Here is a 13,294-nt window from a genome sequence, read left to right as displayed (position 1 = left end):
GGAATCCCAGCCCCTTCAGGGCCGGGAGGATGTCAAGTTCCTCAATGCGGCCCTCGCCGGCGGGGTGAACGTGCTGGGCCCGGCCGCCGCCGACGACACGATCGGCCGCAGCGCCTGGGGCGTGGTGCTGGCGGCGGAGACCGCCGGAATGGTGGCCGGCGGGCTGATCGCCCTGCGGATTCGGGTACGCCGGCTGCTGCTGCTCGGGGTGGCCTGCATGTTCGCCGAGTCGTTCCTGCTGCTGGGGCTGGCCCTGGCGCCGACCATCGGCGTGCTGCTGGCCGCCGGAGTGGCCGTCGGCGTCGCCGTCGAACAGTTCGCGGTCGCCTCGGACACGTCGATCGCGCAGCACATCCCCGCCGACCGGCTGGCCCGCGTCTACTCGTACGACATGTTGGGATCCTTCCGTCGCCATCCCGCTCGGCCAGGTGGCGGTCGGACCGGCCGCCGCGGCGATCGGCACCCGCGACACGCTGCTGATCCTCGCGGCGTTGGTGGTGCTCTCCGTGCTCGGCATGTTGACCAGTCGGGACGTCCGTCGGCTGCAGGCGAGGGCGCCCCTCGGGGCCGCGGCCGCGGTGCCGGACCCGCCGGCGCACCAGGGACCCGGGGACGCCCCCGCCATCGCGCCGGCCGAACCACTCAGGTGAGGGTGCCGCCCGACCCGTGCCGTGCGGGAGTCAGGGGTGCAGGTCCGTCCGCGCCTGCCCGGTGGTCGGGTCGTACGGGTATGAGAGGTGCTGGTGGATCATCAGCCAGGCCCCGTCCCGCCGTTCGAAGATCCGGGTACCGCGGGACCAGCTTTCGACAGCCTCGCCCTTCGGTGGCGTCACCCGGACCTGGTTGAGGCCCCAGGCGACGGCCAGATCACCGTTGACCAGGATCGTCAGGTCGGGAACCTGCCAGGTGACGCTGCCGTCGCCGGCGGCGTCGAGGCCGGCCTTGCAGACCTCGCGTACCTGGTCGACGCCCAGGTGCTGCAGGGGCAGGTCGTGTTCGTAGGAAACGACGTCCTCGGCGATGCCGGCCATCAGCCCGTCGAGGTCTTTCGCGGTGGTCCGGTCGAACCACCGCTGATGCAGGCCGCGCAGGTCCTGTTCGGCGGCGGCGTCGTCGCCCCGGCCGGGACCGGGCTCGGCGGCGGCTGAGTCGGTGAGCGGGAACGAGTGGTGCTCGTGGGCGACGACCCACCGGCCGTCCTGCTTACGAAGGCCGAGCGTCAGCCGCAGCCGGTTGTCGGGATCGTGGGCGAACTCGTCCGGGGTGCCGCAGCGCAGCAGCGCGTACGCGAAGGCGACCTCGTCGCCGGCGATGACGTCCAGCGACTCGATCTCGAACGAGGCGCCCTGGGCCTGCCACTGGAAGAACGGCGGCCAGGTCTCCCGGTAGGCGTCCAGGCCACGGACGCCCTGCCGCGGTGGCGGCACGTCGAACATCACGATGTCCTCGGCGTGGTCGGCCAGGACCGCGGTGAGGTCACCGCGGTGCACCGCGGCGGCCCAACGTTCGATCAGGGTGCGGATCCGTTCCTCGTCGGTAGGCACGGTCGGTGGGTCCTCTCGGTTGGTGCTTCCGTCAGGACTACAACCCCGGCCGCCCCGGAAACTCATCGCTGGTCGTCGGACCTTTTCCGCCCAGTTGAGCCGGCAGGCCGAAGGTGGGGAAGTCGGCGTCCAGGAACGAGACCACCTCGGCCACCCGGCGGCCGCGCAGCCGGAGCACGTCCAGGCCGGCCGGGACGTACGCGGCCCGCTCGCTGTGCCACAGGTACGTGCCGAACGCGAGCTGCCCGTTGGCCCGCACCGGCAGGAAGCGCCAGCGATGCGACAGCACCGCCTCGCGCAGGAATTCGCGGATCGCGTCCCGGCCGTCGTACCAGACCGTCAGCGGTGGCATCGAGTACCGGGCGTCCTCGGTCAGCATCGCCACGATCGCGTCGACGTCGCCGGCCTCCCACGCCGTCACGTACCGCTCGACCACCTCCCGCTGCGCCGGGTCGCCCAGCGCGTTCAGGGTCTGTCGTTGGCTGGTCTCCGGCCCCAGGTCGGCGACGACCTTCCGGGCCCGCTGCAGGGCGCTGTTGACCGCGGCGACCGTGGTGTCCAGGAGTTCGGCGGCCTCGCCGGCGGCGTAGCCGAGCACCTCGCGCAGCAGCAGGACGGCTCGCTGCCGAGGCGGCAGGTGCTGCAGGGCGGCGACGAACGCCAGCTCGACGCTCTCCCGCGCGACCACGCGCTCCTCCGGGCCCAGCCGCGCGGTCCAGCCCATGAGTTGATCCGGGTACGGTTCCAGCCACACCCGCTCGGCCAGCGGCGCACCTGCCGGGCTCAGATCGGTGGGCAGCTCCCGCCGGCCCCTGCGTTCCAGGAGCGTCAGCGACCGGTTCGTCGCGATCTTGTAGAGCCACGGCCGGATGGACCCGTGGTCCTCGAACCGCTCCAGGCTGCGCCACGCCCGATCCAGCGTCTCCTGGACGGCGTCCTCCGCCTCATGCACCGACCCGAGCATCCGGTAGCAGTGCGCCCGCAGCTCGTCGCGCAGCGGCCCGACCAGGCGACCGAAGGCGTCGCCGTCACCGGCTCGCGCCGCGGCGAGCAACTCCGTCACCGACGGCTCACCGCCCTGCTCAGTGCGCACCTACGATCTCCGTCCTGCCTCCACCGGCTGCCGCCGACTCAGCGGTGCTGTCGGATCCGGTCCCAGGTGCTCGGCGGCTCCAGCCCTACGCCGCTGTGGAGCGGGGTGGCGACCGGGGCGCCGGTGCCGGGGACGGCCTTGACCCGGCCGAGTTCGGTCCCGGCCGGCAGCCGGGCCGGTACGGCCGGGAGGTCGACGTCCAGGCGTACCCGCATGCCGGGCCAGCCCACCACGGTGAGGTCCTGCGCGGCGTTGAGCGCGGTGCCGGCGCCGAGCGGTCCGCGTACGGTGGCGACCTGATCGCCGGCCCGCACGATGGGGTGCATCCCGATCGCGGCGGCGGCGGCGCGGACCAGCGGTCGGGTCGCCCGGAACACCCGATCCAGTTGCACGGGGGTGTTGGCGCCGGGCTGCCCCAGGACGGCGCCGACGATGGTGAAGGTCCGGCCGCCCACCTTGGTGACGGCGGCGAAGACCAGGCAGCCGCCGGCCTCGTCGGTGGAGCCGGTCTTGATCCCCACGACGCCGTCCTTGCCGACCAGGGAGTTGTAGTTGCGCACGGTGCCGGCGACCGGCAGGGTGGCCTGCTTCTGCGCCACGATCTCCGCGAACGCCGGCAGTTGCATCGCCTTACGGGCCAGGATCACCTGGTCGACGGCGGTGCTCACGGTGCCGGGATCGTATCCGGACGGGTCGGTGTAGTGGGTGCCGGTCATGCCGAGCGCGGCGGCGGTGTCGTTCATCTTGGCGATGAACGCCTCGATGCTGCCGGCGTCCCAGGCGGCGAGGATCCGCGCCATGTTGTTCGCGGAGGGGAGCAACAGCGCCTGCAGCGCCTGGCGTTCGGTGAAGACCGCGCCCGCGACGACCGGCACGAGCGACTCGCCGCGCGCCTGCTCCGCCGGGTACGCGGCGGCCTGCTGCGCGCTGACGGTGAGCTTCGGGCCCGGCTCGCCCCGGTCGAGGGGGTGCTCGGTGAGGATGACGTACGCGGTCATCACCTTGGTCACGCTCGCGATCGGCACCGGCTTGCTACCGCCGGACGTGCCGAGGGAGCCGACCCCCTCGACGGAGAGGGCGGCCTGCCCGGTCGTCGGCCACGGCACCCTGGGGGCCTTGCCGGGGATGATCGCCGACGCGGGCAGGGTACGCGTGAGCGTCGGTGCGGGCAGTGGGTGGCGCAGCGGCGCGACCGCGACCAGCGCGGCAGCGGCCAGGAGCAGGGTCAGCAGGCCACTGATCAGCAACCAGTGACCGCCTGCCCGATGCCGGGTCGGGCGTTGCGGCGGGACCGGGTTGATCACCTGGGTCGTCGCAGAGTCGAGCATTCGGATATGTCTTTCCGTGTGGCAGGCCGGCCGGTTCCACGGCGCCGGCGCGCTGATGTCGGGGTCACTGTGGTCGGCGCACGAACAAGGCGGTCCCGGTCGGGCGGCCTCCGCGGGCGGATCGTTGCTCCGTGCGGAGAACAGCCGGCCGGGCTGGGACAGATGCAGGGCGACGACGCAAGGGTCAGGTCGATGCCGGCACCGTAGTCACGGTCTTCCCCTTGGGGCAAGGGGCGGCGGATCCGGGCACGGCTTACCCATGCGAATCGCACAGGTTCTTCACAGCCGACCGGTTAGCTCCTGATCACCACGACAGGACCACGCCGATGGAGATCGCCGGATGTTTGACTACGACGGCCGGACGGGCTACGAGCCGATCAGCGACGTCGACCGCAAGGAGTTCCACGAGCAGGGCTTCCTGCTGCTGCGTAACGTGCTGACCGAGGAACACCGAGCGGCGCTGGAGCAGGCGGTGGACCGGATCTACACGGGGGCGGCCGCCACCGGCAGCACCAGCGCGGACGGGTCCCTGCACCTGCTCGGGTTCCTGGAGCGCGACCAGCTCTTCGGCGACCTGCTCACCCATCCCGTCACGTTCCCCTACGTGTGGGGGCTGCTCGGCTGGAACATTTACACGCACCACAACCATCTCGACGTGACCCCGCCCGCACGGGAGCCGGAGCGCCCGTACTGGGGATGGCACCAGGACGGTTACCGGCAGAACTCCGACCCGGAAACGCTGAACTCGGATCTGGCTCGGCCGATCTTCTCGCTCAAGGTGGCCTATGTGCTGTCCGACCTCACCGAGACCGGTCGCGGCGCCACGAAGATCATCCCCGGCAGCCAGGTGCGGAACACCCTGCCTCGGCCCGACGACGTGTCGGCGCACCATCCGGACCCCGCCGGCACGGTCGAGATCACCGCCCGGCCCGGTGACGCGTTCGTCTTCGACCGCCGGCTCTGGCACTCCCGATCGACCAACCGCTCCGCGGTCACCCGCAAGATGCTCTTCGTCGGCTACACCTACCGCTGGATCCGTCCCCTCGACGACCTGCACGTCGACGAGGGCGGGCCGTGGTGGGCGGCCCGCACACCGGTGCAACGCCAGTTGCTGGGGGAGGGGAAGCACACGGCCAACTACTGGGGCATCGACTGGGACGGCCACGTGGACGACGACATTCCCCTGCGCCACGAGCTCAAGCAGCGCGGGCTGCTCGACCGGCAGATCCCCTGGCTGCGCTGAAGCCGCCAGCATGGCTACCCTCTGCGACGAGGCCCGCGCGGCGGACCTTACGAAACACCCTCAGTAGCGTCACCGCCAGTGACGCGGGTGGCCGGTTCCCCGTGACGTGCCGGCCGCCCGAGGGGCCGATCAGGACGGAGCGACATGGGCGGACGGATTCTGGTCGCCGAGGACGATCCCAAGCAGGCCAACCTGATCCGGCTCTACCTGGAGCGCGAGGGGCACACCGTGCTGGTGGTCGGCGACGGGCGAGCCGCGCTGGATCATGCCCGGACCCGCCGTCCGGACCTGGTGATCCTCGACGTGATGATGCCGGTCGTCGACGGACTCGACGTGTGCCGGATCCTGCGCGCCGAATCGGACGTGGCCATCCTGCTGCTGACCGCCCGTACCACGGAGGACGACGTCCTGCTCGGCCTCGACATCGGTGCCGACGACTACATCACCAAGCCGTACAGCCCGCGTGAGCTGACCGCCCGGGTGCGGGCCCTCCTGCGGCGGGCCGGCGTCGTCACCACGGGCAGCCAGGCGGTGCTGCGGGTGGGCGACCTGGAGGTCGACCCGGGCCGGTTCGAGGTACGGGTGGCGGGCCGGCCGGTCACGCTGACCGCCAAGGAGTTCGGCATTCTCGAGGTGCTCGCCGGCGAGCCGGGGCGCGCCTTCACCCGAGCCCAGATCATCGACCGGGCCTTCGGCTTCGACCATTTCGTGCTGGAGCGTACGGTCGACGCCCACGTGGTGAACCTGCGCCGCAAGATCGAGACCGATCCCGCGTCGCCGCGCTACGTGCAGACCGTATTCGGCCGCGGCTACCGGCTCGCCGCTCCCCGACCGGGGTCAACCGACCCCGACGATGCACCGGCCCGGCAGCCCGCGGACCGCCGGCCGTGAGCTTCCGGCTGCGACTACTGCTGCTGGTCGTCCTCGTCGCGGTGACCGCGACCGTGGCGACCGCCTGGCTGACCCTGCGCCAGGCCTCCCAGCAGGTCCTCGACTCCGCAGCGGCCGACCAGACGCAGATCGACCTGGTCACCGACCATCTGACCCGGTACGGCCAGGAGCACGGGACGTGGACGGGGGTGGTGGACCTGGTCCGGGAGCTGCGCACCAGGACCGGCCAGCGGATCCACGTGGTGGCCGAGTCCGGGGTGGTGCTCGTCGACACCGACACCGAGGAAGGCCGGTCGGCCCGCCCGCTCGGCAGCAGCAGCACCATCGTCGACCCCCGGCCGACCCTGCCGGTCACCCTCGCCGGACCCGACGCCGCGAAGGCCACCGCCAAAGCGATCACCGAGTACCGCCACACCGCCCGGTACGCGGCCTGCCTGACCGCCCAGGGCGTCTCGCTGGACCGGTCGTCCGGCTACCTCGGGCTGCCGCAGTTCGCCCCCGCCGAGCAGGGGCTGCCCGAGCTCAAAGAAACCATGGTGGCCTGCAAGCAAGTCGCCGCCGTCCCCGGCGACGACGTCGAGGCCAGCCGGCAGGTGCAGTCCTGCCTCACGGCCTCCCCGGTCACGATCGACGGAAGGACCCCGCCCGGCCAGCCCGCGCCCTCCACCCCAGCGACCAGAGAAGACGAATTGCGCTGCCTGGCCGGCGCGTTCACCGAGGGGATCCGGGACGTGACGCCCGTGCCGGTCCGGATCTACTTCGGCGCCCGCGGGGAGGCAGCCCGCCCCGTGGCGACCGGTCCGCTGCTCGCCGCCGCCGCCGGCATCGCCCTCGTGGTCATCCTGGGCACCGCACTGGTGAGCCACCGGGTGCTGCGTCCGATCCGTACCCTGACCACCGTGGCCCAGCACCTGGGCCGGGGAGACCTGAGCAGCCGGGTGCCGGTGCACGGCAACGACGAGCTGGCCCACCTCGGCCGCTCGTTCAACCGGATGGCCGACTCACTGCAACGCGGTGAGGAACGACAACGGCGCCTCGTCGCCGACGTGGCGCACGAACTCCGCACCCCCCTGGCCAACCTGCGCGGCTACCTCGAAGCGCTCGCCGACGGCGTGATCGCCCCCGACCCCGAACTCTTCGCCTCCCTGCACGAGGAGGCCGTGCTCCAGCAGCGGATCGTCGACGACCTGCAGGACCTGGCGCTCGCCGAGGCGGGAAGACTCGCCTACCACCGGGTAGCGGTCGACGTGGCCGAACTTCTGGAGACCTGCCGGACGGCACACCGGGCGCGGGCGGAGGCCGCCGGAGTGACGCTGACCGTCCAGGTCGAGCCGCAGCCGGCCGTCTCGGGAGGGGGTGCCGCGCCGCCGCTGGTGAGCGTCGACCCGGACCGGCTGCGCCAGGTTCTCGGCAACCTGATCACGAACGCGGTACGGGCAACCGCGCCCGGCGGCAGCATCTCCCTGCACGCCACCGGGACCGCGGCGGCCGCCGTGATCCGGGTCGCCGACACCGGCACCGGCATCGAACCCTCGGCGCTACCGCACATCTTCGACCGGTTCTGGCGGGCCGACCCGGCCCGCGGGCGGCAGACCGGCGGCGGCGGGCTCGGACTCGCGATCGCCCGGCAGATCGTCACCGACCACGGCGGCACCATCACGGTCGCCAGCCAGGTGGACGTCGGCACCACCTTCACCATCACCCTGCCCGCCCTCGTCCGGTGACGAGCGGTCCCGGTGGGCGACGGAGGCGTCGCCCCCGACCGCGACAAGCTCAGGAAGTGGTGTCCGCCTCGGTGTAGCCGTGCGCGAGCAGCGCGGCGAGAAGCCGTTCCTCCCACGCCGTCTCGTCGGGGTCCCACCATCGGTGCTGCCGTGGGCACTGCCAGTTCGGCGCCGCTTCGGGAACCAGACACCCACCGAGCGCCAGGTGCCCGTCGGCGGCAGCGTCGCGCGCTTCCGGGACGGGCAGACCAAACATCAGCGGCACCCCGGGCGCGCCGCACTCAGGGCAGGTGGGCATCACGTCGCCACGGTACTCGTCCGCCGAGATCGGCCGGCCGACGGCCCGGCCCGGGCAGCTGATCATCGACCTCGGCGGCGTGACCTCTGGTGATTCCACGGCCCGCCAGTCGGGGCACGTCCGCGGTCAACCGCGGTGGCCCGGATGTGCGGGTGAACTGTGCGGAGTGTGGTGCGTTGCCGTGGTGGCGGTCGTATGGGCGGGCCTGCTGGTGGCGACCAGCAGCGCGAGGCCACCGATGACCAGGGTGAGCACGCCAACCAGTGCCTTGGTCCGCCATCGATGAAGGCGTCGGGCCCCGTTGGGTGGCAGCCGGGGCAGGTCTGCGACCCGTGGTCGGGTTGGCGCGGCCCGAGAGTTCATCACCGGCCACTCTGGTGGCGAACTTCGCTCTCGGGACGTCATTGCTGCCTCCAGTTGAACCACTGACCGACTCGGACGGCTCGGCGGGGAAGGGGTCGGCGAGCCGTCCGGGCGCAAGGACCGGCTGGTACCCGGTCCTCACCCGCATGAGCGCCAGGTCGCTCGGCCACATTACGCAAGCATGCGGCATCTGCGGTGGGATCGTGTCCGTGGCCGGCTGATCATCCGGACATGTGTACGAGCGACCGCCTCGGCGTGCCCGCGATGCCCGTAGGCCGTTTCGTGTGACCCACAGCGCCAGAAATCAAACTAGAGTGCGTCGAATGGAACAAACGGTCGATCGTTCGGCCAGACGCGCATATCGCGGCGCGCGCCATCGGGCGCCGAGTTCAGCCCTGTCCGGTCGAAGCCGGAGGCGACCACCTACCTACCTCTGGCTGGTCCTGTTCAGCGGCCTCGCCGGCGTGTTGCTGCTCGCCCTCCGGCCAGGCTCGGCCGACACCGACCAGGACCAGCAGGCCGTGGCCCCAGGCCCGGCGATCGGTCTGCCACGGGAGACCGATCCGATCGAATTGACCGATCAGACACCGACGCCGGCCTCGGCGTCCCGGACGGCCGAGCCCGAGGTATCCGAATCGGCCTCTCCGACGCCCACACCGGCGTCGTCTCCGACACCCACCCCAACTCCCACGGCATCGCCGTCGCCCAGTCAGTCGCCGACCCCTGGCCCCACCGCCCAGCCGGTGCTGCTCGGCCCGGACGGCGCAGGCGAACTGGCAGCCATGGTGGAAAGCTACTGCGACCGGCACGTCTCGGGGTCGAGCTCAGCCAGTGCCCGCTCGGACGGGCGCTGGGAATGCCGCCGCTTCCTGGCGTCACCGCGGATCGTCAACATGGACACCGCCTGCCGCGACCGATACGGCGCGGACGCGTACGCGCAGAACTCGACCGGCGACGCGTACGACTGGCGCTGCTACCACCTCCAAGCGGTATGACCGACGCCCCGCGTGCCGTTGAGGGTTGTTGTCGCGTACGCGGACCTGGTGGTGTCTACGTCGTATCGGCGGATGCCAGGGGTCGCTGCTCGCGCGGTGGCCTGCGGCGCAGGTCGAAGGTGCCTGGACACCGGGTGAACGCCCAGCCGGCAATCGCGAGAGCGATCAGACAGAGCACTGCCGGGACGACGAAGCCGAGCTGGTGTCCCAGCGCGGCAACGGACACGGTCGCCACGAGACTTCCATTGACGGTCGCCACGTTCTCGTGACTGAGGTATATCGACGTGGCCGTGCCGGCACGTCCAGCCATCAACCGCTGAGCCAGGTCGAGGCCGGCGATGACCGTGGCGGCGCCGAAGACCGCGTAGACGACCTGCAGCAGCATCAGCTGTCCGGGTGTGGTGACGACGACGAGGGCGCCGTAGTAGACCACGACCGCGGCACCGCCGGTCAGGAACACCGTCCCGCGTCCCCAACGCAGGGCCGCGAACGCCGCGATCGGCATGAGGACCAGTTCGCACAGCGGCGGCAGCGCGAGCACGATGCCAGTCATCTGCACCGGGGCGTGCAGAGACACGGTCACCAGGATCGGCAGCTGGGCCAGCAGCATGACGCGTCCGCTGGAGAACAGCACCATGACGGCCACGAGGACCAGCAACGGCCGCTGACCACCGGCCGCCCCTTCCCCCACACCGCGCCGGTCGTCGGTGCTGTCCGCCGGGGCCGGCTGCGGTGCCGCGGCGGCGACGGTGTCACCCCCGCGCAGCAGGTACCACGACAGCGCCAGGCAGCCGAGGCATGCGACGGCCACGATCCGGAAGAGCGGACGCGCCCCGAGGTAGGCCAGGCCGAGACCGCCGATGCCGAATCCGGTGAACGAACCGATGGACAACACGACGCGCATCATGGCGATCACGGTGGTGGAGGTGGCGATGTCGTCCCGGCGCTCGACGAGGTCACGCGCGTAGGCCATCAGCTGCGCGTTGGGGACGCCGACCGCGCAGAAGAACACGACCCCGACGGCGAGCATCGCCGGGTACGACCGCACGCTCGCCAGGATCGCGTAGCCGATGCCCAGCCACGCGAGACTCACCGGAATGATCACGCGTCGCACGCCCCGGAGGTCGGAGACGTGGCCCGTGGCGAGCAGCACCGCCATGCTGGCCAGTGCCACGACGACGAAGTTGACCGTCACCATGGTGTCCGAGGCGCCCAGTTCGTTCCGGGCGAACAACGACAACGCGCCGAGCGCCGCGAACGACGCCGTCGAGCTGACCAGCATCAACACGATCAATGGCCGGTACGGGGCGGCGGCGCGCCACGCAGCCACGAACCGGCTGTTCCCGCCGGCCACTACTGCTCCTTGAGGCGGCGGTTCACTTCCTCGGCGACCCGCCGGTTCAGCTCGGCCAACTGCTCATCGGTGTACCTGGTCAGGTCGCCCGGAGCCGTGCCGCCGTTCGCCGCCTGCTCCTGCTGTTTCTGCTGCTCCCGGCGTTGCAGCTCCTGCTCCTCCGGCGAGCCGGGGGCGGCGTATGCGCACCGGACCAGGGTTCCGTCGGCGTTCTTGAGGCAGGTCGCCTCCCGGCCGTTGATCTGGCCCCAGCCCTCCACCCGGTACCGGAGACTCTGCTCACTGCCGACCGTGGCGGTCCACGTGCTGCCGCCGGTCGGCACCACCTCGAACACCTGGTCGTCGTTCCAGCAGCAGACGTCCCGGTACTCCGCCTTGATCAGCGCGACGATCGCCTGCGGCGAGGACCAGGTCGGGTTGAGCCGGTGTACGGTCAGCGGGGCGAGACCGCTGCCGGAGTGCCGGGTCGGCACGGTTGACACCGCCACCACCGAACTGGCCTCGCCCTGCGGGGTGAGCGGGGTGACGTAGGCGCTGCGTCCACTGTTGTCGCCGTAGCGCAGGGCGAACTCCGACTCGTTGCCCTCGTTGGCGCCGTCCTCGGAGGCGTCCCAGCCGCTGCGCTCGAACCACCAGTCGGCGAAGCTGCCGACGGCGGTGGTGCCCTCTCGCTGCCGGGCAGCCAGGCTGATCGGATACGACGGCCCGGGCACCTTCGTCGTGTCGTCGATGATCGTGACCTGCCCGGTCCGGCCGTCGTACCGCGCCACCCCGGCCGGCCGTTCGGTCACCACCAGGATTCCGGTCTGTCGCTTCAGCGGCACCACCACGATCGGGGTGTCGCCCTCGCAGTGGACGTACGCGTCCTCGGCGGAGAACCGGACCCAGCGCCGCTCGGCGGAAATCTTGCGGCCCAGGTTGTGGGTGAACCAGCCACCGATCCGCGCGTCGGCGGCAGACACGTCGAACTGGCACCGCTGCTGCATGCGGCTGGTGCCGCCCAGCGGGACCTCCTGCACCAGGCCGACCTCGTAACCGGCCAGCCAGCCGCGCCGCTCGACCAGGACACCGAACCGGTCGGAGTCGGGCAGATAGCTGATGTCGGTGATCTCGCCGGTGACGTCACCCAGGTTGGGCGCGGCCTGTGCCTTGCCGACCAAGTACGGCGCCCGTGCGGTCAGCTCCGGGACCGGATCGGTCACCACCCGCATGGTGCTCACGTACGCCCGGTCCTGGAGGTATTCGCCGTAGACCAGCCAGCACACCCCCAGCGCCAGGCCGACAGCGGCGCCCAGCCAGCCGAGGACGACGACTCCGCCCGTTGCCGGAGGCGCGGTCCTACGGCCGCGGAGCCGATAGGCGAGCAGTCGCACCAGGGCCGGCGCCCCGGCGAGCAGGGCCAGCAGGGCCGGCGCCACCAGCCAGGGCACGAGCTTGCGGAGCTCCCACACGAGGATGGTGGTGGCGTACGAGGCGTACCAGGCGATGGCGCCGAGCAAGAGGAGCAGGAAAAACGGTGTACCCACCCGCAGCGCCCGACCCATCGACACTCTCCTCTCGGAACGACGAGGCCCGATCCTATTTCTGTGGGTCAAGACGGCTCAGGACGGGTGCCGCCCGGGCGAGGCGCGGCGGTTGCCTGGCGGATCGAAGCTGATTCCATGCGCACGGCCCTTTCGTTCTCGTGCGATCCGCATCGCCAGCGAGGGCCGCGCGACGGCCGTCTCGACGGTGGCGGCGACGCTGTTCGTCGCGAAGGGCTTGGAGGTGCCTCCCGGGCTGTTCGCCGTGTCGGTGACGTTTCGTCTCCTCCATCTGGTATGCCCCGGTTGTCCTTCTCGGCGAGGATGAGGGCATGTCTGCAGGGAACAAGTGGTGGGGCCGGCTCGCCGCGGTCCTTGGTGCGGTCGTGTTCTCGGTGTTCGTGCCGGTCGCGGCCTGGGCGTCCACCGCGACCGGCGAGCGGGCGGTGGAAGCGGTCGCGCGCAGGCCGCGAGGCGGTGCCGGCCTGGTCTGCTGCCTGGTGGTCATCTTCGTGGCCGTATTGCTGGTGCTGTGGTTGGTACGCCGCCGGCGGGGCAGGCCGCGCTGACCCGGTCGGGTGGGACAAGGCGGCCAGCGCCGCCCGGCGGCGGCCCCACGGGTCGACTGCCTCAGCGATGTGCGCGGAGCCGCCGACGAGCAGGGGCGTGGCCGAAGACGGAATCACCCGTTCGGGGTGATGCCGGCTCGCCCTCGCGTCCGTGAGTCTGTCGCTGCCGCCGTAAGGCTGACCAACTTGATTAGGAATCGTTGGTGATCATAGGTTAGCCGTGTGGACCGTGGCGCTTCGTCTTTGGGCTGGTTCGGGGGAGATTCCGGTGAGGTGGGCCGTTCGTGATCGCGGGTTCTCCTGGATCGATGTCGAGGCGATGAGCCGGTGACCGGAAAGCTGCCGCTGGCTGAGGGTGAGACTTCCCGT

13 protein-coding genes are annotated in these 13,294 nt (G+C 71.4%); 6 read left to right on the top strand and 7 right to left on the bottom strand.

The features are described from left to right. Window positions 1–352: hypothetical protein (locus FXF52_RS42725; RefSeq protein ID WP_222870906.1), on the bottom strand; the 352-nt coding region annotated here is incomplete at its 3' end. 76 nt (window positions 353–428) lie between these two features. Here FXF52_RS42725 and FXF52_RS38120 point away from each other — a divergent pair. Continuing rightward, window positions 429–650 carry a hypothetical protein gene (locus FXF52_RS38120; protein ID WP_148804530.1) on the top strand — a complete coding sequence of 74 codons (222 nt, stop codon included), beginning with the start codon at window positions 429–431 and terminating at the stop codon, window positions 648–650. A 30-nt stretch (window positions 651–680) separates the two neighbouring features. On the opposite strand, the gene FXF52_RS38115 is transcribed toward FXF52_RS38120, so the two are convergent. From FXF52_RS38115 to FXF52_RS38105, 3 genes are read right to left on the bottom strand one after another with little or no spacing between them, the layout of a single operon-like run. Next, a complete protein-coding gene (locus tag FXF52_RS38115; protein ID WP_148804529.1) occupies window positions 681–1,544 on the bottom strand; it encodes an SgcJ/EcaC family oxidoreductase in 864 nt (287 codons plus the stop codon). Between the two features lie 37 nt (window positions 1,545–1,581). Beyond that, window positions 1,582–2,637 (bottom strand): sigma-70 family RNA polymerase sigma factor, encoded by a 1,056-nt coding sequence (locus tag FXF52_RS38110; protein ID WP_148804528.1) that lies wholly within the window; start codon window positions 2,635–2,637, stop codon window positions 1,582–1,584. 38 nt (window positions 2,638–2,675) lie between these two features. Beyond that, window positions 2,676–3,965 carry a D-alanyl-D-alanine carboxypeptidase family protein gene (locus FXF52_RS38105; protein WP_148804527.1) on the bottom strand — a complete coding sequence of 430 codons (1,290 nt, stop codon included), beginning with the start codon at window positions 3,963–3,965 and terminating at the stop codon, window positions 2,676–2,678. A 340-nt stretch (window positions 3,966–4,305) separates the two neighbouring features. Here FXF52_RS38105 and FXF52_RS38100 point away from each other — a divergent pair, with 340 nt between their 5' ends. The 3 genes from FXF52_RS38100 (at window position 4,306) to FXF52_RS38090 (ending at window position 7,823) form a co-directional block, all read left to right on the top strand. Then, entirely contained in the window at window positions 4,306–5,208 is a 903-nt protein-coding gene (locus FXF52_RS38100; RefSeq protein ID WP_148804526.1) for a phytanoyl-CoA dioxygenase family protein, read from the top strand. Between the two features lie 144 nt (window positions 5,209–5,352). Beyond that, entirely contained in the window at window positions 5,353–6,099 is a 747-nt protein-coding gene (locus FXF52_RS38095; protein WP_148804525.1) for a response regulator transcription factor, read from the top strand. Next, window positions 6,096–7,823 carry a cell wall metabolism sensor histidine kinase WalK gene (locus FXF52_RS38090; protein ID WP_148804524.1) on the top strand — a complete coding sequence of 576 codons (1,728 nt, stop codon included), beginning with the start codon at window positions 6,096–6,098 and terminating at the stop codon, window positions 7,821–7,823. The genes FXF52_RS38095 and FXF52_RS38090 overlap by 4 nt, the downstream gene beginning before the upstream one ends. A 49-nt stretch (window positions 7,824–7,872) precedes the next feature. Here the strand turns inward: FXF52_RS38090 and FXF52_RS38085 are convergent, their stop codons facing one another. Next, window positions 7,873–8,220, bottom strand: coding sequence for a hypothetical protein (locus FXF52_RS38085; RefSeq protein ID WP_255472807.1), 348 nt, complete (start codon window positions 8,218–8,220; stop codon window positions 7,873–7,875). A 587-nt stretch (window positions 8,221–8,807) separates the two neighbouring features. Here FXF52_RS38085 and FXF52_RS42190 point away from each other — a divergent pair. Next, window positions 8,808–9,479, top strand: a complete 672-nt coding sequence (locus FXF52_RS42190) for a hypothetical protein (protein WP_187413960.1) — start codon at window positions 8,808–8,810, stop codon at window positions 9,477–9,479. Between the two features lie 55 nt (window positions 9,480–9,534). Here FXF52_RS42190 and FXF52_RS38080 read toward each other — a convergent pair whose 3' ends face one another. Beyond that, window positions 9,535–10,833, bottom strand: a complete 1,299-nt coding sequence (locus FXF52_RS38080; protein ID WP_148804523.1) for an MFS transporter — start codon at window positions 10,831–10,833, stop codon at window positions 9,535–9,537. After that, window positions 10,833–12,377 carry a hypothetical protein gene (locus FXF52_RS38075; protein ID WP_148804522.1) on the bottom strand — a complete coding sequence of 515 codons (1,545 nt, stop codon included), beginning with the start codon at window positions 12,375–12,377 and terminating at the stop codon, window positions 10,833–10,835. Before FXF52_RS38075 ends, FXF52_RS38080 begins: the two co-directional genes overlap by 1 nt. Window positions 12,378–12,688: 311 nt before the next feature. On the opposite strand from FXF52_RS38075, the gene FXF52_RS38070 reads away from it, so the two are divergent. Beyond that, window positions 12,689–12,925, top strand: coding sequence for a hypothetical protein (locus FXF52_RS38070; RefSeq protein WP_148804521.1), 237 nt, complete (start codon window positions 12,689–12,691; stop codon window positions 12,923–12,925). Window positions 12,926–13,294: the final 369 nt, after the last annotated feature.

It is taken from the genome of Micromonospora sp. MP36 (assembly GCF_008119785.1).
Classification (GTDB): Bacteria; Actinomycetota; Actinomycetes; order Mycobacteriales; family Micromonosporaceae; genus Micromonospora.
The sequence above is the reverse complement of the archived record's forward strand: the minus strand, read 5'-3'. Positions and strand labels throughout refer to the sequence as shown.